At 72.3% G+C, this 23,331-nt stretch carries 18 protein-coding genes; 11 read left to right on the top strand and 7 right to left on the bottom strand.

What is annotated here, in order from left to right; all coding sequences use genetic code 11:
* Positions 1 to 98 precede the first annotated feature (98 nt).
* From ACFYYF_RS24935 to ACFYYF_RS24925, 3 genes are read left to right on the top strand one after another with little or no spacing between them, the layout of a single operon-like run.
* Positions 99 to 368: a hypothetical protein gene (locus ACFYYF_RS24935; RefSeq protein ID WP_361683752.1), complete on the top strand. Its 270-nt coding sequence runs from the start codon at positions 99 to 101 to the stop codon at positions 366 to 368.
* On the top strand, positions 368 to 2,527 hold the full coding sequence (gene malQ, locus ACFYYF_RS24930) for a 4-alpha-glucanotransferase (protein WP_388779303.1): 2,160 nt from the start codon (positions 368 to 370) through the stop codon (positions 2,525 to 2,527). Before ACFYYF_RS24935 ends, malQ begins: the two co-directional genes overlap by 1 nt.
* A gap of 56 nt (positions 2,528 to 2,583) precedes the next feature.
* The gene (locus tag ACFYYF_RS24925; RefSeq protein WP_361683756.1) at positions 2,584 to 2,823 is read left to right on the top strand and encodes a hypothetical protein; all 240 of its coding nucleotides are present in this window, start codon (positions 2,584 to 2,586) and stop codon (positions 2,821 to 2,823) included.
* 88 nt (positions 2,824 to 2,911) lie between these two features.
* On the opposite strand, the gene ACFYYF_RS24920 is transcribed toward ACFYYF_RS24925, so the two are convergent.
* Entirely contained in the window at positions 2,912 to 3,412 is a 501-nt protein-coding gene (locus ACFYYF_RS24920) for a DUF1203 domain-containing protein (RefSeq protein ID WP_388779300.1), read from the bottom strand.
* A gap of 112 nt (positions 3,413 to 3,524) precedes the next feature.
* Here ACFYYF_RS24920 and pepN (ACFYYF_RS24915) point away from each other — a divergent pair, with 112 nt between their 5' ends.
* Positions 3,525 to 6,104 (top strand): aminopeptidase N, encoded by a 2,580-nt coding sequence (gene pepN, locus ACFYYF_RS24915; protein WP_388779297.1) that lies wholly within the window; start codon positions 3,525 to 3,527, stop codon positions 6,102 to 6,104.
* A 106-nt stretch (positions 6,105 to 6,210) separates the two neighbouring features.
* Here the strand turns inward: pepN (ACFYYF_RS24915) and ACFYYF_RS24910 are convergent, their stop codons facing one another.
* A complete protein-coding gene (locus ACFYYF_RS24910) occupies positions 6,211 to 7,230 on the bottom strand; it encodes an aspartate-semialdehyde dehydrogenase (RefSeq protein WP_388779294.1) in 1,020 nt (339 codons plus the stop codon).
* A gap of 305 nt (positions 7,231 to 7,535) precedes the next feature.
* On the opposite strand from ACFYYF_RS24910, the gene ACFYYF_RS24905 reads away from it, so the two are divergent.
* Both ACFYYF_RS24905 and ACFYYF_RS24900 read left to right on the top strand, forming a co-directional pair.
* Positions 7,536 to 8,063, top strand: coding sequence for a sigma-70 family RNA polymerase sigma factor (locus ACFYYF_RS24905; RefSeq protein WP_388779291.1), 528 nt, complete (start codon positions 7,536 to 7,538; stop codon positions 8,061 to 8,063).
* Between the two features lies 1 nt (position 8,064).
* The gene (locus ACFYYF_RS24900; RefSeq protein WP_388779289.1) at positions 8,065 to 8,841 is read left to right on the top strand and encodes a hypothetical protein; all 777 of its coding nucleotides are present in this window, start codon (positions 8,065 to 8,067) and stop codon (positions 8,839 to 8,841) included.
* A gap of 93 nt (positions 8,842 to 8,934) precedes the next feature.
* On the opposite strand, the gene ACFYYF_RS24895 is transcribed toward ACFYYF_RS24900, so the two are convergent.
* Complete coding sequence (locus ACFYYF_RS24895) at positions 8,935 to 12,243, bottom strand: S8 family serine peptidase (RefSeq protein ID WP_388779942.1); 3,309 nt, start codon at positions 12,241 to 12,243, stop codon at positions 8,935 to 8,937.
* Positions 12,244 to 12,487: 244 nt separating this feature from the next.
* The gene (locus tag ACFYYF_RS24890; RefSeq protein WP_388779286.1) at positions 12,488 to 13,057 is read right to left on the bottom strand and encodes a CGNR zinc finger domain-containing protein; all 570 of its coding nucleotides are present in this window, start codon (positions 13,055 to 13,057) and stop codon (positions 12,488 to 12,490) included.
* A gap of 128 nt (positions 13,058 to 13,185) precedes the next feature.
* Between ACFYYF_RS24890 and ACFYYF_RS24885 the strand changes: the two genes are divergently transcribed.
* From ACFYYF_RS24885 to ACFYYF_RS24875, 3 genes are all read left to right on the top strand, one after another.
* Positions 13,186 to 13,647 carry a VOC family protein gene (locus ACFYYF_RS24885; protein ID WP_388779283.1) on the top strand — a complete coding sequence of 154 codons (462 nt, stop codon included), beginning with the start codon at positions 13,186 to 13,188 and terminating at the stop codon, positions 13,645 to 13,647.
* A 31-nt stretch (positions 13,648 to 13,678) separates the two neighbouring features.
* Positions 13,679 to 14,590 (top strand): pyridoxamine 5'-phosphate oxidase family protein, encoded by a 912-nt coding sequence (locus ACFYYF_RS24880; protein WP_388779280.1) that lies wholly within the window; start codon positions 13,679 to 13,681, stop codon positions 14,588 to 14,590.
* A 299-nt stretch (positions 14,591 to 14,889) separates the two neighbouring features.
* Positions 14,890 to 16,674 carry a TIGR03767 family metallophosphoesterase gene (locus ACFYYF_RS24875; RefSeq protein WP_388779277.1) on the top strand — a complete coding sequence of 595 codons (1,785 nt, stop codon included), beginning with the start codon at positions 14,890 to 14,892 and terminating at the stop codon, positions 16,672 to 16,674.
* Positions 16,675 to 16,751: 77 nt separating this feature from the next.
* On the opposite strand, the gene ACFYYF_RS24870 is transcribed toward ACFYYF_RS24875, so the two are convergent.
* From ACFYYF_RS24870 to pepN (ACFYYF_RS24860), 3 genes are all read right to left on the bottom strand, one after another.
* Positions 16,752 to 17,318: a cysteine hydrolase family protein gene (locus ACFYYF_RS24870; RefSeq protein WP_388779274.1), complete on the bottom strand. Its 567-nt coding sequence runs from the start codon at positions 17,316 to 17,318 to the stop codon at positions 16,752 to 16,754.
* A gap of 170 nt (positions 17,319 to 17,488) precedes the next feature.
* Positions 17,489 to 18,547 carry a hypothetical protein gene (locus tag ACFYYF_RS24865; protein ID WP_388779271.1) on the bottom strand — a complete coding sequence of 353 codons (1,059 nt, stop codon included), beginning with the start codon at positions 18,545 to 18,547 and terminating at the stop codon, positions 17,489 to 17,491.
* A gap of 470 nt (positions 18,548 to 19,017) precedes the next feature.
* On the bottom strand, positions 19,018 to 21,612 hold the full coding sequence (gene pepN / locus ACFYYF_RS24860; RefSeq protein WP_388779269.1) for an aminopeptidase N: 2,595 nt from the start codon (positions 21,610 to 21,612) through the stop codon (positions 19,018 to 19,020).
* A 193-nt stretch (positions 21,613 to 21,805) separates the two neighbouring features.
* Here pepN (ACFYYF_RS24860) and ACFYYF_RS24855 point away from each other — a divergent pair, with 193 nt between their 5' ends.
* Complete coding sequence (locus ACFYYF_RS24855) at positions 21,806 to 22,474, top strand: DsbA family protein (protein ID WP_361693593.1); 669 nt, start codon at positions 21,806 to 21,808, stop codon at positions 22,472 to 22,474.
* Between the two features lie 131 nt (positions 22,475 to 22,605).
* The gene (locus ACFYYF_RS24850) at positions 22,606 to 23,232 is read left to right on the top strand and encodes a histidine phosphatase family protein (protein WP_388779265.1); all 627 of its coding nucleotides are present in this window, start codon (positions 22,606 to 22,608) and stop codon (positions 23,230 to 23,232) included.
* Positions 23,233 to 23,331 lie beyond the last annotated feature (99 nt).

Below are 23,331 nucleotides of genomic sequence, written 5' to 3'. Positions count from 1 at the left end.
CGGGGTAGGGCTGCGATGACCGCCCGGGGCATCCGTTTCCGGCACGAACCACCGGAATGCCCCCGGTCGCCGTATCCGACCTCGACAAGGAGGCCCTCGTGGCCGCATCGGCACACCTGCTCCTGACGGCCCTGTCCGAACGCGCGGCGGAGGCGGCCGTTCCCGGCCCGCGCGCGGGCCGTGCGTCCGCCGAGCCCGAGGACGTCCACCCGTGCCCGCTCGGCTCGGAAAGCGTCTGCTCCGCGGCCCCGCTGACCAGCGAACCCCCGCTGCCCGACGCCGAGCCGCTGACCAGTGAGCCGCCGCTCGCGGACGCCGCGCACCTGACGAGCGAGCCCACCTCGACCGGCGCCGCGTCGGGGGCCTGATGGCACCCACCGGGCCCGCCGACCCGCCGCGGACGGCATCCGGGCCGGCGCCGCGGACGCCCCTGTCCCAGCTCGCCGAACTGCACGGCGTCGCCCCCGAGTACAGCCCGTCCCCCGGCCGCACGGTCGCGGCGCCGGACACCGCGCTCGTGGCGATCCTGGCGTCGCTCGGCGTCGACGCGAGCACCCCGGAGGCCGTCCTGGCCGCCCTCGCGCTGCACGAGGCCGAGGCGGCGCGACGGCTGCTGCCGCCGACCCTGGTCTGCTGGGGCGGCCTCCTGCCCGCCGAGCTCGCCGCCCTGCCGGACGGCACCCGCCTGAGCGTCACCACCGAACAGGGCGAGTCCCGCACGTCCGCCGAGAACCTCCCGCCCGGCGTCCACACGCTGCATGCCACCGCCCCCGACGGCCGCGCCGCCGAAGCCCACCTCGTCGTCGCCCCCACCCGGCTGCCCGCGCCGCCCGGCCGCGCCCACGGCCTGCTCGTCCAGCTCTACTCCCTGCTCTCCCGCCACTCCTGGGGCATGGGCGACCTCGGCGACCTCGCCGAGCTGACCGCCTGGGCGGGGCGGGCGCTCGGCGCCGGATTCGTCCAGGTCAACCCGTTGCACGCGGCCGTCCCCGGCAAGCCCACCGACCCCTCCCCGTACCGGCCCTCCTCCCGCCGCTTCCCCGACCCGGTCCACCTGCGCGTCGAGGACATCCCCGAATACCCCTACGCCGAGGACCAGGACCGGCTGCGCGCACTGCGGGAGCGCGCCGGACGGCTGCGCGACTCCGTTCTGCGCAAGGGCGCCCTCATCGACCGCGACGCCGTCTGGGAGCTCAAGCGCGAGGCGCTCGCGGCGGTGCGTGACGTGCCGCTCGGGCCCGGACGGCAGGCCGCGTACGCCGACTTCCTCGCCGAGGAGGGCCGGGCACTGGAGGACCACGCCACCTGGTGCGCGCTCGCCGAGGTGCACGGCTCCGACTGGCGGAACTGGCCCGTGGCGCTGCGCGACCCCCGCTCCTCCGCGACCGTCCGCGCACGGGCCGAACTCATGGACCGCGTCGACTTCCACAGCCGGCTCGCCTGGCTCACCGAGGGCCAGCTCGCCCGCGCCCAGCGCTCCGCGCGCGACGCGGGCATGTCCATCGGCCTCGTGCACGACCTCGCCGTCGGCGTCCACCCCGACGGGGCCGACGCCTGGGCCCAGCAGGAGTACTTCGCCGCCGGCATGTCCGTCGGCGCGCCCCCGGACGCCTTCAACGCGCGCGGCCAGGACTGGGGCCTGCCGCCCTGGCGGCCCGACCGGCTCGCCGCCTCCGGCTACGCCCCCTACCGCCGGCTGCTGCGCGCGCTCCTGCGCCACGCGGGCGCCCTGCGCATCGACCACGTCATGGGCCTGTTCCGGCTCTGGTGGATCCCCGAGGGAAAGCCGCCCACCGAGGGCTCCTACGTCCGCCACGACGCCGAGGCGATGCTGGCGATCCTCGTCCTGGAGGCCTCGCGGGCCGGAGCGCTGGTCATCGGCGAGGACCTCGGCACCGTCGAACCCGGGGTGCGCGAGAAGCTCCAGGAACGCGGCGTGCTCGGCACCTCTGTGCTGTGGTTCGAACGCGACTGGGACGGGGACGGCCTGCCCCTGCCGCCCGAGGCCTGGCGCGCCGACTGCCTGGCCACCGCCACCACCCACGACCTGCCGTCCACCGCGGCCCGGTTCACCGGCGAGCACGTCGAACTCCGCGACCGGCTCGGCCTGTTGACCGGCTCCCTCGACGAGGAACGGGCGGCCGCCGCCACGGACGTCCGGGAGTGGCTGGCGCTGCTCTCCCGGCTCGGGCTGCTGCGCGGACCGAGCGGCGGGGCGCCCGCCTCGGTGGAGGAGGCCGAGATCCAGGCCGTGCACCGCTTCCTGCTGCGCACCCCGGCCCGGCTGATCGGCGTCTGGCTCCCGGACGCCGTCGGCGACCGCCGCCCGCAGAACCTCCCGGGCACCTGGGACGAGTACCCCAACTGGCGGCTGCCCGTCGCCGACGCCGAGGGCCGCCCCGTGACCCTGGAGGAACTGGCCGCCTCGCCCCGGCTGCACGCCCTCGTCGACGTGGTGCGGGCGGAGAGCGGCGACCGCGCGGACGACTCCGGGAGCCCTCCGCGACAGCCGCCCCGGGCCCCGTGACCTCCGTACGGCACCCCGGGCGCGCGGCCCCGCCGGGTGTTCGCTACGTTTGCACCGTGGACAAGAAGAACGCCCTGCGCGCCGGTGCCCTGGCGGCCGGCACGACGCTGATGATGCTGCTCATGTCGTCCCCCGCGCTCGCGCTCAGCCGCGACGACGGCGACGACCCCGGGTCCGGCCTGAGCGTGATCGAGACCCTCGGCCTCTACGTCGCGCTGCCGCTCGTGCTGTTCGCGGGCATCACGGCCCTCGTGATGGTCCTGGACAAGTCCCACAAGCAGCCGAAGCAGGGCTGAGCCCCGCACACCGACTCTCCGTCGAGGGAGTCCGCGCACCCACGGGTACGCGGACTCCCTCGACGTGTTTCCCGGGACCCCGCCGCCCTCAGCCCCGCCGCACCTCGTACAGGAAGCAGCCGTACTCCACCGCCCGTACGTGCACCAGCGCCACCTCGGGATCCGCGAACGCCTCCGCGAACGCCTCCGTGAACGCCTCGCCGGACGAGGACGGTGTGCCGGACGGTGTCTCCACCAGCCGTCCGCCCAGGATGCGTCCCGTGGCCGAATAACGGCGGACCGTGCGGTGGGCGTTCGTGAACGGCAGGGCGTCCGTGGCCGGGCCCGCGCACGCGTCCGCGTGGACGAAGACCGGGCCCGTCTCGTCGTAGGGACCCGGCTCCGCGCCGGTCCGTGCCGCCCAGCGGCGCAACGGGGCGTAGGAGACCAGGCAGAGGCGCTCTCCGGGCTCGCTGCGGCGCAGACAGCACCGCAAGGGGGACCCGCCCTCCTCGTCGGTCAGCGGGACCGGCCGGCGGCCCGCGTCGTCGGTGTCGCGGAGCTCCTTCAGAACGGCCGCGCCGATGGGCCGTGCGCTGTACGTCGTCATGCCCCAAGGCTCACGCCCGCGACGGCGCGGCACCGGCGGGAAACGGACATCGCGCTGTGTGCGGGTCCCGTGGAAGGATGGCGCAACCCACACATAACGAGGAGATGACCGCGTGCCTGGCACAAACCTGACCCGCGAAGAGGCGCAGCAGCGGGCGAAGCTGCTCACCGTTGACTCGTACGAGGTCGAACTCGACCTCTCCGGCGCGCAGGAGGGCGGCACCTACCGGTCCGTGACCACGGTGCGCTTCGACTCCGCCGAGAGCGGCGCGGAGTCCTTCATCGACCTGGTCGCCCCGGCCGTCCACGAAGTCACCCTCAACGGCGACGCGCTCGACGCGGCCGAGGTCTTCGAGGACTCGCGGATCGCGCTGCCCGGACTCCTGGAGGGGCGCAACGTCCTGCGCGTCGTCGCCGACTGCGCCTACACCAACACCGGTGAGGGCCTGCACCGGTTCGTCGACCCCGTCGACCAGCAGGCCTACCTCTACACCCAGTTCGAGGTGCCGGACGCCCGGCGCGTCTTCGCGTCCTTCGAGCAGCCCGACCTCAAGGCCACCTTCCAGTTCACGGTGAAGGCACCGACTGGCTGGACGGTCATTTCCAACTCGCCGACCCCGGAGCCCAAGGACGACGTCTGGGTCTTCGAGCCGACGCCGCGGATCTCGACGTACATCACCGCGCTGATCGTCGGCCCGTACCACTCCGTGCACAGCGTGTACGAGAAGGACGGGCAGACCGTGCCGCTCGGCATCTACTGCCGTCCCTCGCTCGCCGAGTTCCTCGACTCGGACGCGATCTTCGAGGTCACCCGGCAGGGCTTCGACTGGTTCCAGGAGAAGTTCGACTACGCCTACCCGTTCGGCAAGTACGACCAGCTCTTCGTGCCCGAGTTCAACGCGGGCGCCATGGAGAACGCGGGCGCGGTCACCATCCGCGACCAGTACGTCTTCCGCTCCAAGGTCACCGACGCCGCCTACGAGCTGCGCGCCGAGACCATCCTGCACGAGCTGGCCCACATGTGGTTCGGCGACCTCGTGACCATGGAGTGGTGGAACGACCTGTGGCTGAACGAGTCGTTCGCCACCTACACCTCCATCGCCTGTCAGGCCTACCACCCCGACAGCCGGTGGCCGCACTCCTGGACCACCTTCGCCAACTCCATGAAGACGTGGGCGTACCGGCAGGACCAGCTGCCCTCCACCCACCCGATCATGGCCGAGATCCGCGACCTCGACGACGTGCTCGTCAACTTCGACGGCATCACGTACGCCAAGGGCGCCTCCGTCCTCAAGCAGCTCGTCGCCTACGTCGGCATGGACGAGTTCTTCCGCGGCGTCCAGGCGTACTTCAAGGCCCACGCCTTCGGGAACACGCGCCTGTCCGACCTGCTCGGCGCCCTGGAGGAGACCTCCGGACGCGACCTCGGCACCTGGTCGCAGAAGTGGCTCCAGACCGCCGGCATCAACATCCTGCGGCCCGAGATCGAGACCGACGCCCACGGCGTCATCACCTCCTTCGCCGTCCGCCAGGAGGCCCCGGCACTGCCCGCGGGCGCCCAGGGCGAGCCGACGCTGCGCCCGCACCGCATCGCGGTCGGCCTGTACGAGCTCGACGCCGACAGCGGCAAGCTCGTCCGGGACGAGCGTGTCGAGCTGGACGTGGACGGCGAGCTGACCGCCGTACCGCAGCTCGTCGGCAAGCGCCGCCCCGCCGTGATCCTGCTCAACGACGACGACCTGTCGTACGCCAAGGTCCGCCTCGACGAGGACTCCCTCGCCTTCGTCACCGAGCACCTCGGCGACTTCGAGTCCTCCCTGCCGCGCGCCCTGTGCTGGGCCTCGGCCTGGGACATGACCCGCGACGCGGAACTCGCCGCCCGCGACTACCTGGCCCTGGTGCTGTCCGGCATCGGCAAGGAGTCCGACATCGGTGTCGTGCAGTCGCTGCACCGCCAGGTGAAGCTCGCGATCGAGCTGTACGCCGACCCGGCCGCCCGCGAGGCGCTGCTGACCCGCTGGACGGACGCGACGCTCGCCCACCTGCGCGCGGCCGAGGCCGGCGGCGACCACCAGCTCGCCTGGGCCCGCGCCTTCGCGGCGACCGCCCGCACCCCGGAGCAGCTCGACCTCCTGGAGGCGTTGCTCGAAGGCCGCGAGACCATCGAGGGCCTCGCCGTCGACACCGAGCTGCGCTGGGCGTTCGTGCAGCGGCTCGCGGCCGTCGGACGCTTCGACGAGGCGGAGATCGCCGCCGAGTACGAGCGTGACAAGACCGCCGCCGGCGAGCGGCACGCGGCCACCGCCCGCGCCGCCCGTCCCACCGCGGAGGCGAAGGCCGAGGCGTGGGCCTCGGTCGTCGAGTCCGACAAGCTCCCGAACGCCGTGCAGGAAGCGGTCATCGGCGGCTTCGTGCAGGCCGACCAGCGTGAGCTGCTCGCCCCGTACACGGACAAGTACTTCTCCGTGGTCAAGGAGATCTGGGACGCCCGCTCGCACGAGATCGCCCAGCAGATCGCGACCGGCCTCTACCCGGGCATCCACATCGCCGAGGAGACCCTCGCCAAGACGGACTCCTGGCTGGCCTCGGCCGAGCCCAACGCCGCCCTGCGGCGCCTCGTCTCGGAGTCCCGCTCGGGCGTCGAGCGGGCCCTGAAGGCGCAGGCGGCGGACGCGGCGGCGGCCACCGCCTAGGAGAGGGAACGGACATACCCCGAGGGGGCGGGCACCGGCCGGTGCCCGCCCCCTCGGGCGTGCGGTGGGCGCGCGCCCGGCAGGGGGCGGGCCGTGGACGCGGGCGTCAGCCCTCGTTCAGCTCGGCCGCCACCAGCTCCGCGATCTGGACCGCGTTCAGCGCGGCACCCTTGCGGAGGTTGTCGTTGGAGATGAAGAGCGCGAGGCCGTGCTCGACCGTCTCGTCCGGCCGGATGCGGCCGACGTACGAGGCGTCCTTGCCCGCGGCCTGGAGCGGGGTCGGGATGTCCGACAGGACGACACCCGGGGCGCCGCCGAGGAGCTCGGTGGCGCGCTCGGCGGAGATCGGGCGGTCGAAGCGGGCGTTCACCTGGAGGGAGTGGCCGGAGAACACCGGGACGCGGACACAGGTGCCGGAGACCTTGAGGGCGGGGATCTCCAGGATCTTGCGCGACTCGTTGCGCAGCTTCTGCTCCTCGTCCGTCTCGTTCAGACCGTCGTCGACGATCGAACCCGCGAGGGGGAGCACGTTGAAGGCGATGGGGCGCTTGTAGACCTGCGGCTCGGGGAAGTCGACGGCCTCGCCGTCGTGGGTCAGCCCGTCGGCCTCGCCGACGACCTTCAGCGCCTGGCCGTGCAGCTCCGCCACACCGGCGACACCCGAGCCGGACACCGCCTGGTAGGTGGCGACGACGAGCGCCGCCAGGCCCGCCTCCTCGTGCAGCGGCTTGAGGACCGGCATCGCGGCCATCGTCGTGCAGTTCGGGTTGGCGATGATGCCCTTGGGGCGGTCGGCGATCGCGTGCGGGTTCACCTCGGAGACGACGAGGGGGACCTCGGGGTCCTTGCGCCAGGCCGAGGAGTTGTCGATCACGACGGCGCCCTGCGAGGCGACCTTCTCGGCCAGCGCCCTGGAGGTGGCTCCGCCCGCCGAGAACAGCACGATGTCCAGGCCCGAGTAGTCCGCCGTCGAAGCGTCCTCCACCGTCACTCCGTCGACGACCGTCCCGGCCGAACGGGCCGAGGCGAACAGACGCAGCTCCTCGACCGGGAAGTCCCGCTCGACGAGGATCTTGCGCATGGCTGTGCCGACCATACCGGTGGCTCCGACGATTCCGACCCTCACGGCGACTCCCTTGACGTGCGTTCTTCGTGGTCCAGCGCTTCCATCATGCGTCTCACCCGGGCCCGCGTGTCCAATCCTTTCGTCGCGCGGCTCACAGCGTGGGACGCGCCCGCCCGCGCGCGGGGGCCCGATCCTGCGGCGGCCGGGCGCCCGGGTACGAAGAAATCGCCCGGCGACACGGGGCGGCCGCAAGCCGTACGGTGCGTCCCGGTCCTCGATCCGGGCCCGGTGTGACGTACGCCTCGAACGCGGCCGAACGTTTTCACCCGCCCCGGCGTCGTAGAGGGGACGCGGGGAGGGGAGGGGTGGCTGTGCTGCGCAGAAAGCCACGCAGGGCACCGGGGGCGGACGATCCCCTGGACGCGACGCAGGAACGCCGGGTGCGGGCGGTGCTCGCGCTCGGCGGTGTGCCGCAGGCGGACCTGCCGGACGGGGTACAGCAGGTCCGGCTGCGGCTGCTGGAGCGGGCCGCCAAGGGGGACGAGGCGCCGCGCGACGTGTCGGCGTGGGCGGCGGTCGTCGCCTCGAACCTCGCGATGGACTGGCACCGGGCCAAACGCCGGCAGGAGCGGCTGGGGGAGCGGCTCGCCTCGCTGCGCCAGCCGGCGCAGCCCTCGGACGAGGAGTCCAGCGTGCTCTCGCTGGCCGTCGCCCAGGGCCTGGACGAGTTGCCCGACGCCCAGCGCCAGGTCCTCGTCCTGCGGTTCTACGCCGACCTGCCGGTGCGGGACATCGCCGACGAGCTCGGCATACCCGAGGGCACGGTCAAGAGCAGGCTGCACACGGCGGTCCGCGCGCTGCGCGCCCGCCTGCACGAGGACGAGGTGGTGTGACGTGGCCGAGTACGAAGGTGTGGACGCGCTGACGGCCGCGATCACGGGCGACGAACTGCCCGAGGGCGCTCGCTACGACGTCCTGTTCATGGCCGAGCACGGGGCGGCCGTGGCGGACGTGGACGTGCTCCGGGAGCAACTGGTCGTCATCGGGGACGCGCTGGCGGACGCCGGGAGGACGGCCGAGCCCGCCCGCGGGTTCCGCGGCCCCAGGGGCGCCGGGCGGCCCCGGGGGCCGCGGAGGTCGGGCGACGGGCGCCCTGGAGGCACTCCGGGCAGGCGCTCCGGGTACCGGCGGGCGCTCGTCGTCGGGGCCGTCGGCCTGGCCGCGGCCGCGGTGGCCTCGATGGTCCTCGGGCTGGGCTGGCTGGCCACGCAGGGCGGAGCGGGCGGGGCGGACGAGAAGAGCGCCGCGGGTGCCAAGGCGGACAGCGGCAGCACGGCCTCGCTCAGCGCCCCCGGCTACATCGCGTGCTCCCGGCTCATCGCGGAGGGCACGGTCACCAAGGTGGCCGCCGTCCCCGGCACGGCGCAGGACCGCATCACCCTGGACGTCTTCCACTACTACAAGCCGGCCACGGGCGAGAAGGAGGTCACCTTCCTGATGGACGAGGACGTCGACCCGCGGCTGCACCGGGGGGACGAGGTGCTGGTCGCCATCCAGCGGCGTGCCTCGACGCCCGACATCTGGACGACGGGGGAGCAGGAGATCGCCCGGGACCGCTCCTGGATCGTCAAGGCGCTGCCCGAGTCCCGGGGCATGCGGTGCGAGCAGTGACACCGGGCACGGGGGCACGGGAAAGGGCGGGCGTCCGTTTCCGGACGCCCGCCCCGGGTTCCCGGGCCGCTCGCGCGGCCGGGGGTCACACCGCTACGGCGTGACCTTCTCGATCTTCACGCTGCCGAGGCCCGCGACCGTGCCGCGCGCGTTCACCAGCTGGACCTGACCGAAGAACTCGCGTCCCTCGGGCGCCGCCGCGGCGGCGGTGACCGAGCCGGACACCGTGGCCGAGGCGCCGGTGGCGAGCTTGACCGGGGTGGAGTCGTCCACCGAGACCGTGCCGAGCGCGCTCGAGAAGAACACGTCCCGGTAGTCGTAGGCGGTCGAACCCGACGGGACCGCGTAGCCCGCGACCTCGATGGTGTACGTCCCGGCGGCGGGGTTGGCGATGGAGACGGCCTCCTCCGAGTCGCCGTCGGCCGACTGCCCGACGACGGTCCCGGCGGCGTTCTTCACCGTCAGGTCGAGGTCGGCGGCGTTGTCGGAGACGTTGCCGATGACCACGTCGAGCGACGCGGCGCCCGCGGGCACGTCGACCGTGGTGGTCTGCGTCGCGCCCTCGGTGATGGTCGGCCGCGCGTTCTTGGAGGAACCGAGCGGACCGCCCTTGAGCTTGCCGTCGATCGCGGCGAAGTTGTTCGTCACCTTCCAGGAGGCGGTGGCCGGGGTGCCGACCTTGGCCTCGGGGACGGTCACGACGGCCGGGTCGAAGGCCGCGCCGAGCACGGCGACGTCCAGCTTGTACGGGTTGTCGAGCAGCGGCGAGGTGCGGCGCGCCTCGACCTCGATCTCCCAGACGCCGGGCTGCGGGTCGGCGTACGCGCGCACGTCGGGCTTGCAGCCGTTGCCGTCGAGGTAGTTGTTGTAGCAGTACGGGGTGCTGGTGTTGTCGACCGGGACGCCGTACGGGTGGATCGCGATGAACCGGGTCTGGCTCTTGTCCTTGAGCCCGCCGATCGCGACCTCCAGGGAGGTGGCGCCCTCGGGGACCGTCACGAAGTACGAGGTGGTGCTGTTGCGCTGCACCGAACTCGACTTGCTGTAGGTGTACTTGAGCGGCGAGGAGACCACGACGGTCGACAGGATCTGCTTGTCGACGCCCTCGGTGCGCGGGTCGTCGACCTCGAGGATCGCGCTCTTGAGCCCGGCCGACTCCGGCGCGGCCTGGACCTTGACGGTGACCGGCTGGTTCAGCGGGAGGTTCACCTCGTCCTTGCCGAGGATGCGGAAGGTGTCCCCGGCGTTGTTCGCGAAGGACAGCTCGTGCCGGACCGGCCGGTCCGCGCCCGAGGTGCGCGTGACGGTGATGTCGTACGTCTTGCGCTGCCCGGCCTTGAGGCCGCCCTCGCGGTCGTACAGGCCGGTGCCGAAGCCCGGCGTCTTCAGCGCGTAGTCGATCGCGGTGTCGACCGGCGCCTTGACGGTGTAGTCGTGGGCGGTGGCGCCGTCCCGGATGGAGTCCCAGGCGTCGACGATGTTGATGAGGCCCGCACCCTCCTCGTACGCCTGAACGCCCTTGATGTGGTCGGCCGTCGACGTCAGCGCGGTGCGCAGGGTGGCCGGGGTGAGGCTGATGCCCTTCTGCTTCGCCGCGCTCAGCAGCAGCGCCGAGGCGCCCGCGGCCTGCGGGGAGGCCATCGAGGTGCCCTGGAGCATCGAGTAGCCGGCCGGGAGGGTGTAGCCCGCCTCGGCGACCGGGGAGCCCGGCAGCCAGGTCTGGGTGGAGTTGATGGAGGCGCCGGGCGCGCTCAGCGTCGGCGTGAAGCCGCCGTCCTCACGCGGGCCGCGCGAGGAGAAGGGCAGCATCGCGTACTTCTTCTCCACCTGGGAGCCGTAGTTGGCGGCCCAGGTCTGCTTGGAGATGGCCGCGCCGACCGAGATGACCTTGTCGGCCAGGCCCGGGTCGCCGATGGTGTTCGCGCCGGGGCCCGAGTTGCCCGCGGAGATCACGAGCTGGACGCCGTAGGTGTCGATGAGACGCGTGTAGAGCTCGGCGCGCGCGTTGTTGCCGTCGTTGAGCGCGGGCAGGCCGCCGATGGACATGTTGACGATGTCGACGCCGCGGTTGGCGACGAGGTCGATCATGCCCTCGGTGAGCGCCACGTTGGTGCAGCCGCCGGTCCAGGTGCAGGCACGGGAGGAGACGATCTTCGCGCCGGGGGCGGCGCCGTTCATCTTCCCGCCGAACAGGCCGTTGGCGGAGGTGATGCCCGCGACGTGGGTGCCGTGCTCGGACTCGATGACGCCGATGTTGACGAAGTCGGCCTTCTTGCCGACCCAGTCGCCGCCGTAGGGGTCCGTCGGGACGTCCTTGCGGATCTCCACGACGAACGGCTGCCGCTCGACGACGTCCGTCGCCGGGTTGTCGGTACCGAAGTAGCCGATCTGGAAACCGTCCTTGTACGGCTTCATCGGCGTGTCGTCGGTGAAGTCGTTGTTGTTGTTCAGGTCGACGGTGACCGTGCCGGCAGCCGGGTCGTAGAGCATGCCCCACACGTCGGTGGTGTCACCGTCGCGGTTCGCGTCGCCCGCCGCGTCGCCGCCTGCGGTGGCGGACTCGCGGAACAGGTTGAACTGGTAGTTGCCCGCGGGGGCCTTCCAGGTGGCGCCCGCGATGGTGAAGGTCGGGCCGCTGACCGGGTTGGTCATGCGCCGCCAGGTCCCGTCGCTGTCGAGGATCGGGTCGGTCGAGGTGACCCAGTCGACGATCTTGCGCTCTCCGGTGGTGGTCTTCTGCAGGGCCGGGTGACCCAGGTCGACGCCGGAGTCGAGGATGCCGATGGTGATGCCCCGGCCGTCCGCCTTCGGGTGGTCCTTGACGAAGTCCACCGCACCCGTCTCGAAGGACGGGTTGTACGGGTTCTCGGCGGGGGTGTTCTTGCCGGGACCGGAGTAGGTGGCGGCCGTGGAGGTGTTGCTTCCGTGCTTGGCCGTGTCGGCGCTCGGGGTCGGGTCGTCCAGCGCGATCTCCTGGCGCAGGTCGATCCCGTGCACCGAGGACAGCTTCGCGGCGGCGGCGATGGCCGCGTCCGCCCTGCTCGTCGGGACGGTGGCGCGGACGTAGCCGAGCTTGTCGTAACTGCGGCCCACCGAGCCGCCCTTGACGGCGTCCAGTTCCTCGGCGACCTGCTCGGTCTGGCCGGGAGCCGTCGCGATCATCATCGTGACGTTCTTGTCGCCGTCGGCCTTGGCGTCGGCGAGGAGGTCGGCGTCGTCCGAACCGAGTTTGGCGGTGGCGGACTTGGTGCCGGGATCGGCCGTGGGCACGTCCGAGTCCGCGGAGAAGGCCATGGGTATCGGCCCGGCCGCGGAGAGCGCGGCCACCAGGCCCGCTGCCATGGCCAGTCGGGCCACGCGTCTCGCGCCCGATATAGGTGCGCGCTGAGGTTCGGAGGTCATCTGCATCCCTTGTAGGTAAAGGAACGAGCGTGGAACGGCCGATTCCGGTGGTTCTTCCGGCGCCGGTCGCATCAGTCCGGAATGTGAACCCGGATGACCGCTCAGCTTTACCCAAGGGGCAGTTGTTTGGGGAGAGTTGACCAAGTGCGGATGGACGCATGGCGTACTTCCGCCATGCGTCATGCCGTCGATGACGGGCTATGAAGGGATATCCCGGACGGCTCGGATGTCTCTCTTTGTCGATTCAGCTCTCTTTTGTGCGCGCGTAGTGGCGGGACGCCTTCGCGCGGTTACCGCAGGCCGCCATCGAGCACCAGCGGCGGGTGCCGTTGCGCGAGGTGTCGAAGAAGTGCAGGACACAGGCCTCGTGGGCGCAGCGGCGGATGCGGTCCGGGGCGGCCCGGAGCAGTTCCAGGTAGTCGCGTGCGGCGAGCCAGGCCGGGCCCCAGGAGGGGTCGTCGAACTCCGGCGTCCCGCCCGGCCCTCGGTCCGTGAGGGTCAGCCGGACGCGTCCGTGCGCGAGGACGGCGTCGACGCGGGCGGCGGCCCCGGCCGGGAAGCGGAGGTCTCGTCCGTCCTCCTGGTCGTGGGGTGCGTCGACGGCGGCGCGCAGGGCGTCGCGGGCTTCGAGCGTGTGCCGCAGGACGGTGTCGTCGGCCGGGAAGTCCAAGTCGTTGCCGGCCAGCCACACCGCGAGGCCCTCGGTGTCGGCCAGCAGGTCCCGTACCGCGCCCTCCTGGACCCAGCGGGTGTTGAGCAGGTCGAGCGAGACCGGCTCGCCGGTGAGGGGGCGGGGATCGGGGCTGCTGGACACGGGGGTCTCCCTTCGCTGCTAACCGCTCAAGAGTAGGTCACCGGTTGACGCTCTCGATTCTAACCCTTAATGTCGTTTACAAGGGTTAGCTCTTCAATGGGGCGGCCACCGGCAGAAGGGCACCTGTCATGACGCTGCGCACCGGCCACGTCGGCCTGAACGTCACGGACCTCGACCGCTCGCTCGCCTTCTACCGCGACGTCCTCGGATTCGGGGTGCTCGGCGAGGGCAAGGACGGCGACGACGGGGAGCGGCGGTACGCGTTCCTCGGATCCCTGTCCGGCGACGGCCGCCCCGCGCTCACGCTCTGGCAGCAGGCGCGCGGCGCCCACGACACGGGCCTGGCGGGCCTGCACCACCTCGCCCTCGAAGCCGACTCCGTCGAGCAGGTCAGGGAGTACGAGAGCGCCCTGCGCGACTACGGCGTCACGTTCGCCTACGAAGGTGTCGTCGCCCACCGGGAGGGCGCGGCCTCGGGCGGCGTCTTCTTCCACGACCCGGACGGCACCCGCCTGGAGATCTTCGCGTTGAGCGGCGCCGAGGAGGCGCCGGCACCGAACGCGTCCGCACCGACCTGCGGTTTCTTCTAGTCACCCAGTCACCCAGTCACCTGGAGTCGTCATGACGTATCACTCCGGCTCGCGGACGATCCAGGACCGGGTGGGCGTCCGGGACCTCGCCGACCATGTGGGCCGGGCCGTCGGCCAGGGCATCCGGCCCGTCGCCGCCGCCTTCCTCGAACTCCAGCCCATGCTGATCGTCGGCGCGGCGGCCCCGGACGGCGGCACGCGACGGGAGGGCGAGGCCGGCCCGGCGGGCGGCGGCGCCGTGTGGGCCTCGCTGCTCACGGGCGAGCCGGGCTTCGTGCGGGCCACCGGCGCCCGGCAGATCTCGGTCGTGGGCGGCCTCCCGGCCGGCGACCCGCTCACCGCCGCGCTCGCCGAACCGGGCACCGCCGTCGGCACCATCGCGCTCGACCCGCGCACCCGTCGCCGTATGCGCCTGGACGGCCGGGTCCGGCCGACCCCGCGCGGTTTCGCCGTCGAGGCCGACCAGGTCTTCGCCAACTGCCCCAAGTACCTCCAGCAGCGGCAGACGTACGAGAGGGTGACCGGCCGTACGCCGGGCGTGCCCAGTCGCGGCACGGAACTCACCCCGTCGCAGCGGGAGTTCGTCGCGGCGGCCGACACCTTCTTCGTCGCCACGGTCCACCCGCACGGCGCCGACGCGAGCCACCGCGGCGGCAACCCCGGATTCGTGCGCGTCGACACCCCCCGCGAACTGAGCTGGCCCGACTACCCCGGGAACTCCATGTTCCTGACCCTCGGCAACCTCACCGCCGATCCGCGCGCCGGTCTGCTCTTCCTGGACTGGACCTCGGGGTCGGTGCTCCAGCTCACCGGCACGGCCCGCACCGAGTTCGCCCCCGACGGTGAACGGACCGTCCGCTTCACCCTCTCCGAGGCCGTCGAGACGCCCGGCGCCAGCCCGCTGCGCTGGTCCGCGCCCGCCTACTCGCCGGCGAATCCGTGAACGGGCGGAGGAATCCGCGAAGGGCCGGGCGCATCCCTGAACGGCCGGGCCGCGCACCCGGATCCACTTCCCCTACCCCGCAAAGTGAACACGGAGTGACCGTCCACCGGCCGTTCGGACAGGACTCCATGGACGCCCAGGGTGCGCGAAGATCGACGTACGGTGATCGGCGTCGCCCGTTGCTTCCCAGTTAACGCGCAGGTCATCCCCAATGCCAACGATCCAGTACGAGCGGGGAGTTCGCCGGTCGAGCGCCCCGCGGCCACTGTCGACGCGTTCGCACTCGGGGAGACCGCGCCATGCCGCGCATACGCTCTGTCGCCACCGCACCCGCCCTCAACCGCCGTACCCTGCTGGCCGCCACCGGAGCGGTGTCCCTCTCCGCGGGGATCGGTCTGGCCCTGCGCCCGCAGGCCCCCGCGCACGCGGCGACCGCCGCCCAGGCGCCCGTCGCCGACTCCGTCGCCCACGCCGAGGGCCGCCTGGCCACCGCCGGTCCGAAGGGGCCGGCCGCGCTCGCCCCGTACACCCGCGGCACGACGCTGGGCTCCGTGGCCACCCCGCGCTCCGGCTCGACCGGATACCGCCGGCTCGGTGACGGGGCCGGCTGGAAGCGCGTCGTGCGCGACGAACTGGCCGCCCCCAAGACGGGCCGGGCCGACCGGCGCACCGCGCTCGCCGCGTTCGTGCAGCTCACCGACCTGCACCTGATCGACGCCCAGCACCCGCTGCGCCTGGAGTACCTGCGCTCCCAGAACAAGAGCGCCTGGCGCCCGCAGGAGACGCTGACCGTCGCGGGGGCCGTCTCCCTCATCGAGCGGGTCAACTCCCTGCACGGAGCCCCCGCCACCGGAACCCCGCTGCACTTCGTCATGACCACAGGGGACAACACCGACAACAACTCCAAGACGGAGCTGGAGTGGTTCCTGAAGGTCATGAGCGGCGGTCGCATCACCCCCAACAGCGGCGACCCGCGGCACTACGAGGGCGTCCAGGCCAGCGGCCTGAAGACCTACTGGCAGCCCGACGCCGCCCTGCGCGACGCCGACAAGCAGCTCGGCTTCCCGCGCGTCCAGGGCTTCCTGGAGGCGGCGATCCGCGAGCTGCGCAGCCCCGGCCTGAAGCTGCCCTGGTACTCCACCGTCGGCAACCACGACGCACTGCCGCTCGGCTGCTACGGATCGCGCGGCGACTCCTACCTCACCGAGTTCGCCGTCGGCGGCAAGAAGCTGATGTCGCTGGGCTCGGCGGAGGCCGCCGCCCTGGCCAAGAGCATCAAGAACGGCAGCAGCCCGAAGGGCGCCGCGTTCCACGATCTGCTCATGGCGCACAGCCGCGAGATGCGCTCGGTCACGCCGGACGAGAAGCGCGCCCCGTTCACCCCCGCCGAGTACGTCAAGGCACACCTCGACCCCGCGTACACCGGACCGGGCCCGATCGGTCACGGCTACTCCTCCGCGAACCTGTCCGCGGGCACCCAGTACTACACGTTCCGGATCGCCGAGGACGTCATCGGCGTCAGCCTGGACACCACCGACCCCGGCGGTCACTACGAGGGTTCCATCGGCACGGCGCAACTGCGCTGGCTGGAGCGGACCCTGAGCGAGAACGCGGACTCCTACGTCATCGTCTTCAGCCACCACACCAGCAAGACGATGCGCAACACCCACCCCGACCCCGCCCACCCGGCCGAGCGGCGGCACGGCGGTGACGAGGTCGTCGCGCTGCTCGCCCGCTTCAGCAACACGCTGGCGTGGGTGAACGGACACACCCACAAGAACGAGATCATCCCGCACGCCGCCCCGGGCAACCGCTCCTTCTGGGAGGTCTGCACCGCCTCCCACGTCGACTTCCCCCAGCTCGCCCGGGTCATCGAGCTGGTGGACAACAAGGACGGCACGCTCTCGCTGTTCACCACCCTCATCGAGTCCGCGGCCCCGCACGCCACGGACTTCTCCGACCTCACCCAGACGGGCCTCGCGGCGCTGTACCGCGAGCTCTCCTTCAACGCCCCCGGAGCCCGCACCGACCTGTCGGGCACCTCCCGCGACCGCAACACCGAGCTGATCCTGAAGAAGGGCTAGCTCGCGGAGAGGAACCCGCCCCGGGGTCTGACCGGAACCCCGGCCGCGGGCCCCTCCCGGAGCCTGTCCGACCGGCTCTAGCCGGCGACTCTCGCGGCGAAGGTCACGTCCGCCGTCTCGACGGTGTCCCCGCGCCGGCCGGGCGCGCGCTGCTCCCTCCAGTACAGGTTGGTGTGGGCGACGACGTCGGCCGGGGCGGGAGCGCCGTACGCGGTGAGGTCCTCCGTGGTGTGGGCGTCGCCGACCAGCGTGACGTCGTACCCCCGGGTGAAGGCGCTGTGGAGTGTGGAGCGGACACACATGTCGGTCTGGGCGCCGGTGACCACGACATGGCCGACGGCACGCTCGGCGAGCAGGTCCTCCAGGTCGGTGGCCTCGAACGAGTCGCCCCAGTTCTTGTGGACGACGGGCTCCGCCTCCTCGCGGACCAGTTCCGGCACGTACTGCCAGGATTCGCTGCCGTACTTCATCTGACCGTCGGAGTGCTGCACCCAGATCACCGGCACCGCCTCGGCGCGGGCCCTGGCGACGAGCTTTTCGATGTTCGCGATCACGCCCGCGAGGTCGTGGGCGCCGTCCACCGCTCCGTGCTGCATGTCGATCACCAGCAGCGCCGTGTTCGGGCGGTCGGGCAGGGTCGTCATCACACTCTCCTGTCGTTGGTCCGGCTCGTCACGGCAGAAGCGTCCGGCCGGGAAGCCCCTGCCCGCCCCACAGTAGATGCGGGCACTGACAACGCCACCGGAACCCGGGAGGAGGCCCGCGAGAACGACTCGTGGGCCCCCTCCCTCCCCTCCGGGCGCGGCCCTGTCCGTCACGACCTGGGCAGCACCACGACATAAGCGGCCGGATCGCGGTCGTTCGCGGCCATGAGCGCGGTCCGTACGACCGCCGCCTGCTGTTCCATCGCGTCCCTGAGCCTTCGCGGGGTGATGTGGACGACGGTGACGCCCAGCCGCTCCAGATGCTCGCGCCTGCGGGTCCGCTCGCAGGCCCGGGCGTCGTCCGCCTCCTGGAGCGGGCTCCGCGTCTCCAGCTCGACCGCCACCGCCTGCTCGGGCCAGTAGGCGTCGAGCGTGCCGAGGTGGGGGCCTCCGGGCAGCCGCAGGTCGACGTTCCAGACCGGGTCGGGCAGGCCGTGCTCGAAGACCATCCGGTACAGACGGTTCTCCGCGATCGCCCTGCCCTCCGCCACCAGCGAGTCCACGGCGTCCACCACGTGCGGGCGGTCGAGCAGCCGGGCCGCCGTCAGCTCCTCCACCACCGAGCGGGGTTCGCAGTAGCCGCGGCGCACCGCCTCCGTCAGCAGCGCGCGCACGGCCTCCGCGTCGGTCAGCCCGGCGACCGCGTCGGCCAGCGCGCGGGGGACGGCGGCGACCGGGACCCCGGCCACGTACGCGGGCGCCGGCAGCACGGTCGTCCGCACGATGCGGACGCAGCCTGCCGAGCGCAGCCGGCGCAGCCGGGGGACGAGCACGTCGATGGTGTCGAGGGAGGACAGCGGCGGAGCGCAGGAGAAGCCGTGCAGGGCCAGCGCGGCCAGGCCGGTGATCAGCGCGTCCGCGACGGGCCGGTCGTCGCGCGGTTCCGCGGAGCGGGGCTGGGCCGGGATGCGGGGTGCCGTGCGGGCGGAGGGGGGCCGGGCCGTGTAGAGCAGCGCCGCGTGCAGCCGCTCCTCGGGCGTGGGCGGCCCTGGACGCAGCAGGAAGACGCCGGGAAGGATCCGCTGCCAGGGTCCGCCGGGCCGGCACCGCTCGTTGGCGTCCGCGGCGGTCACGCCGCGGACGCGCAACTGGGCGGCGGTCAGGACCCGCTCCCGTACGGGGGACGAGGTGCGGAGGGTGCGGGGGGAGATGGGGGCGCTGTGACTCATGGTCCGGGGTTTTCCGCCGGGAAGCCGACTTCTAACGGCTGTTACCCGTCCGTCGGCGAATCGGGACAACCTCTCCCGAAAGCACGCGCGTTCGACCGGAGAACGGTGCTGGTCCGCGTGCGTGTTCATAGGGGTTACGGGTGTGAATACCTCCATTTTGTAACCAGTGCGCGCATCGGATCAGTCGACGAATGCGCGCATCGGATGAGTCGATCAGTGCGGGCATCCGATCAGTCGACCAATGGGCGGATCGGATCAACCGGCCGATGCGTGGATCGGATCAACCGGCCGATCCTGGATCGGATCAGCGCACCGGAGACCCCACCGGCTCCCGACACCGCGGGCGTGGCGGCGGCCCCGGTCCGCCGGAGACGCCGTCGCCCGGCCCGGCCCGGCCCGGCTCACGGGAGAGGGCACCGACGCCCGTGGCGCCGGTGCCCTCTCCCTCCGGGTCCGCTCAGGACGGGTGATCAGCCCGCGGCGGCGATGTCACAGGCCTGCCCCCGCAGCGCCCGCGCCAGATCGTCGCGCGACTCCAGCACCAGCCGCCGCAGCGCCGGCGGCGCGTCCTCGTGCGCCGCGAGCCACGCGTCCGTCGCGGCCAGGGTCTCCGGGGAGTCCTGGAGCGAGGGGAACAGGCCCCTGACCACGTCCATGCCGATCTGGATGGAACGCTCCGCCCAGACGCGCTCGATGGCGGCGAAGTACTTCGCGGTGTACGGCTCCAGCAGGTCGCGCCGGGACGGCTGGCCGAAGCCGGAGATCGTCGCCTCGACGAGGGCGTTGGACAGCGCGTCGGACTCCACGACGGCCGCCCAGGCCTGCGCCTTGACCGCGGCCGAGGGCCGGGCGGCCAGACAGCGGACCTGGTGCCGCTTGCCGGACGCAGTGTCGTCACGGGCGAGTTCGGCGGCGAGGACGGACTCGTCGGCCGCGCCCCGGGCGGCCAGCGGTTCCAGGAACGCCCAGCGCAGCTCCTGGTCGACCTCCAGGCCGTCGATCTTCGCCGTCCCGTCCAGCAGACCCTGGAGGAGCTGGAGATCGGCCTCGCCGGAGGCGACGGTGGCGAAGAAGCGGGCCCAGGCGAGCTGGTGCTCGCCGCCCGGCTCGGCGAGGCGCAGTTCCGCCAGCGCCCCCTCGGCCAGCAGCGCTCCGCCCTCCTCGCGCCAGTCGGGCGCCGCGTAGTTCACGAGCGCGGAGTTCGTCCAGGCCTGCAGCATCTGCAGGACGCCGATGTCGGACTCGCGGCCCGCGAAACGCAGCACCAGGGCGATGAAGTCCCGGGCGGGCACGATCGCGTCGCGCGTGAGATTCCACAGCGCCGACCAGCACAGCGCCCGCGCGAGCGGGTCGGTGATCTCGCCGAGCGCGTCGCGCAGCGTGGCCAGCGAACCCTCGTCGAAGCGGATCTTGCAGTACGTGAGGTCGTCGTCGTTGACGAGGACGAGCGCCGGTGCCTCCGCTCCCGCCAGCTCGGAGATGACCGTGCGCGGCCCGTCGATGTCCACCTCGGCGCGCGCGTACCGCACGAGCGGGCCGTCGCCGTCCGCACGGTGGTACAGGCCCACGGCCACCCGGTGCGGGCGCAGTTCGGGGTGCGACTCCGGCGCCTCCTGGAGCACCGCGAGCTCGGCGATCCGTCCCTCCGCGCTCAGGATCACCTGCGGGGTGAGGGAGTTGACGCCCGCGGTCTGGAGCCAGGACCGGGACCAGGAGGTCATGTCCCGTCCGCTCGTCTCCTCCAGGGCCGACAGCAGATCGCCGAGGCGGGTGTTCCCGTACGCGTTCCGCTTGAAGTAGCGGCGGGCGCCCTCCAGGAAGGCGTCCTGCCCGGCGTACGCCACCAGCTGCTTGAGGACGGACGCGCCCTTGGCGTAGGTGATGCCGTCGAAGTTGAGCTTGGCGTCCTGCAGGTCACGGATGTCGGCCGTGATCGGGTGGGTGGACGGGAGCTGGTCCGCGCGGTAGGCCCAGGCCTTGCGGCGGTTGGCGAACGTGATCCAGGCGTCGGTGAAGCGGGTCGCGCCGACGTTCGCGAACGTGCCCATGAAGTCGGCGAAGGACTCCTTCAGCCACAGGTCGTCCCACCAGACCATGGTGACGAGGTCGCCGAACCACATGTGCGCCATCTCGTGCAGGATGACGTTCGCCCGCGCCTCGTACGACGCCTGCGTCACCTTCCCGCGGAAGATGTACTCCTCACGGAAGGTGACGAGCCCCGGGTTCTCCATCGCGCCGAGGTTGTACTCGGGCACGAACGCCTGGTCGTACTTCCCGAAGGGGTACGGGTAGTCGAAGTGGTCGTGGAAGAAGTCCAGGCCCTGCTTGGTCACCAGGAACACGTCGTCGGCGTCGAAGTACGGGGCCAGGCCCTTGCGGCACATCGCGCCGAGCGGGATCTCCAGCGTCGTACCGTCGTCGAAGGTGCGCGCGTAGGAGTCCGTCACATAGTGGTACGGGCCCGCCACGACCGCGGTGATGTACGTCGAGATCGGCTTGGTCTCGGCGAACTTCCACACGCCGTCGACGAGTTCGCCGGCGCCGTTGCTCCAGGCGGTCCAGCCCTCCGGAGCCCGCACCTCGAAGCGGAACGGCGCCTTGAGGTCCGGCTGCTCGAAGTTCGCGAAGACGCGCCGCGAGTCGGCGGGCTCGTACTGCGTGTACAGGTACACCTCGCCGTCCTCGGGGTCGACGAAGCGGTGCATGCCCTCGCCGGTCCGGGAGTAGGCGCACAGGGCGTCCACGACGAGCTCGTTCTCCGCCGCCAGGTCCTCCAGGCGGATCCGGGAGCCGTCGAACACCTCACCCGGGTCCAGGTCCCGCCCGTTGAGGGAGACGGCCGTCACACCCGGCGCGATCAGGTCCGCGAAGCTCGCGGCGCCCGGCTCGGCGCAGCGGAAGCGGAGCGTGGTGACCGAACGGAAGGTGCGGGGTTCCCCGGCCGCTCCGCCGGGCTCCGTCTCCCCGACGGCCGAGCGCAGGTCGAGGAAGACGTCGTAGCTGTCGACGGACAGCAGCGCCGCCCGCTCCTGGGCCTCGTCGCGGGACAGATTCTCACCGGGCACGGCGGCACTCCCTCATGGCGTCATAGACATGTGCGAACAGGGCCGATCCTGCCATGTGCTCCTTACGGTGGGCAGCGCGGCGACGGCGACACAGGGGAATCCCCATGGCGACCCTGGAATCGCACGGATGCGCGGGAATGGTGCGGACGCGTGCCGGTGTTGCCACGGGAAACACCGCGTTCCGAGGAGAGCCATGCCCGAGCAGACCGCTCAGACCAGTTCCGGCAAGACCCCCGTCGACTTCTGGTTCGACCCGCTGTGCCCCTGGGCCTGGATGACCTCGCGATGGGTGCTGGAAGTGGAGAAGGTCCGCGACATCGAGGTCCGCTGGCACATCATGAGCCTCGCCGTACTGAACGAGCCCAAGCTCGACGAGCTTCCCGACCAGTACCGCGAGATGCTCGCGACGACGGCGTGGCAGTCCGTCCGGGTGGTCACCGCCGCCTGGCAGAAGCACGGCGACGACGTCCTCGGCCCGCTGTACACCGCGCTCGGCACCCGCTTCCACAACGACGGCGCGGGCCCGACCAAGGAGGCGATAGCCGGCGCCCTCGAAGAGGTGGGACTGCCCGCCGACCTGATCGACTACGCCGACCAGGAGAACTTCGAGTTCGACGCCGAACTGCGCGCCTCCCACAAGGAGGGCATCGACAAGGTCGGCCAGGACGTCGGCACCCCCGTCATCGCGGTCCCCGGCGCCGACGGCGAGCAGATCGCCTTCTTCGGCCCGGTCGTCACCCCCGCCCCCAAGGGCGAGGAGGCCGCCAAGCTCTGGGACGGCACGCTCATGGTCGCCTCGGTGCCGGGCTTCTACGAGATCAAGCGCACGCGTACGGCGGGACCGGACTTCAGCAACCTGTAGTCCACGCGGACCCCGGCGCGCCGGCCCGTTCCGCGCGCCGGGCCCGCGCGCCGGGCGCTTCTTACCCGGCCCCGTACCGGACCCGTCGTGGCGCGCCCGCGGGCCCGGCCCGACCTGGATACTGCGGCCTCATGAGTACTACGAGCCGCAGTACCGCCCTCCTCCTGGCCCGGCACGGGCAGACCGTCTGGCACGCGGAGAACCGCTACGCCGGAGTGAGCGACGTCCACCTCACCGAGGAGGGCCGCGCCGAGGCCGAGACCCTCGGCCGCTGGGCCGCCGCGCACCCCGTCGACGCGATCTGGACCTCGACCCTGTCCCGCGCCGTCGCCACCGCCGAGCCCGCGTGCCGGGCCCTCGGGCTGGTCGCCCGGCGTGAACCCGCCCTGCGCGAGTGCGACTTCGGGGTGCTGGAGGGCCGCACGCTCGCCGAGTTCGAGCGGGAGAACCCGGTCCGGGCCAAGGCGTTCCGCGCCGATCCGGTGTCCTACCCGTTCCCCGAGGCGGAGGATCCGCGCACGGCGGCGGCCCGGGGAACCCGCGCCCTGCGCCGCATCGCCGAGGCCCACCCGGGCGAACGCGTCCTGGTCGTCGCCCACAACACCCTGCTGCGGCTGGTGCTGTGCACCGCGCTGTCCATCCCGCTGGGCGAGTACCGCCGTGTCCTGCCGGCCCTGCGCAACGCGGCGATCAGCGAACTCCGGGTGGAGGACGGGACCGTGGCCCTGCTCTCGCTCAACGTGCCGTGCGGGCCGTGACGGAGGGCCCCCGCGAGGGGGATCCTCGCGGGGGCCTTCCCGTCGTCCGTCGTCCGTCGTTCGTCGTCCGTCGTCCGTCGTTCCTCGTCCGCCGTCCGT

The sequence above is a fragment of the Streptomyces sp. NPDC001914 genome, assembly GCF_042891215.1.
In the GTDB taxonomy this organism is placed as follows: Bacteria; Actinomycetota; Actinomycetes; order Streptomycetales; family Streptomycetaceae; genus Streptomyces.
The sequence above is the reverse complement of the archived record's forward strand: the minus strand, read 5'-3'. Positions and strand labels throughout refer to the sequence as shown.

Excerpts from the sequence above, each read along its gene's own strand:
- malQ (WP_388779303.1), top strand. The coding sequence starts at position 368 with ATGGCACCCACCGGGCCCGCCGACCCGCCGCGGACGGCATCCGGGCCG.
- ACFYYF_RS24920 (WP_388779300.1), bottom strand. The coding sequence starts at position 3,412 with ATGACGACGTACAGCGCACGGCCCATCGGCGCGGCCGTTCTGAAGGAG.
- ACFYYF_RS24895 (WP_388779942.1), bottom strand. The coding sequence starts at position 12,243 with ATGACCTCCGAACCTCAGCGCGCACCTATATCGGGCGCGAGACGCGTG.
- ACFYYF_RS24885 (WP_388779283.1), top strand. The coding sequence starts at position 13,186 with ATGACGCTGCGCACCGGCCACGTCGGCCTGAACGTCACGGACCTCGAC.
- ACFYYF_RS24880 (WP_388779280.1), top strand. The coding sequence starts at position 13,679 with ATGACGTATCACTCCGGCTCGCGGACGATCCAGGACCGGGTGGGCGTC.
- ACFYYF_RS24875 (WP_388779277.1), top strand. The coding sequence starts at position 14,890 with ATGCCGCGCATACGCTCTGTCGCCACCGCACCCGCCCTCAACCGCCGT.
- ACFYYF_RS24870 (WP_388779274.1), bottom strand. The coding sequence starts at position 17,318 with ATGACGACCCTGCCCGACCGCCCGAACACGGCGCTGCTGGTGATCGAC.
- ACFYYF_RS24865 (WP_388779271.1), bottom strand. The coding sequence starts at position 18,547 with ATGAGTCACAGCGCCCCCATCTCCCCCCGCACCCTCCGCACCTCGTCC.
- ACFYYF_RS24855 (WP_361693593.1), top strand. The coding sequence starts at position 21,806 with ATGCCCGAGCAGACCGCTCAGACCAGTTCCGGCAAGACCCCCGTCGAC.
- ACFYYF_RS24850 (WP_388779265.1), top strand. The coding sequence starts at position 22,606 with ATGAGTACTACGAGCCGCAGTACCGCCCTCCTCCTGGCCCGGCACGGG.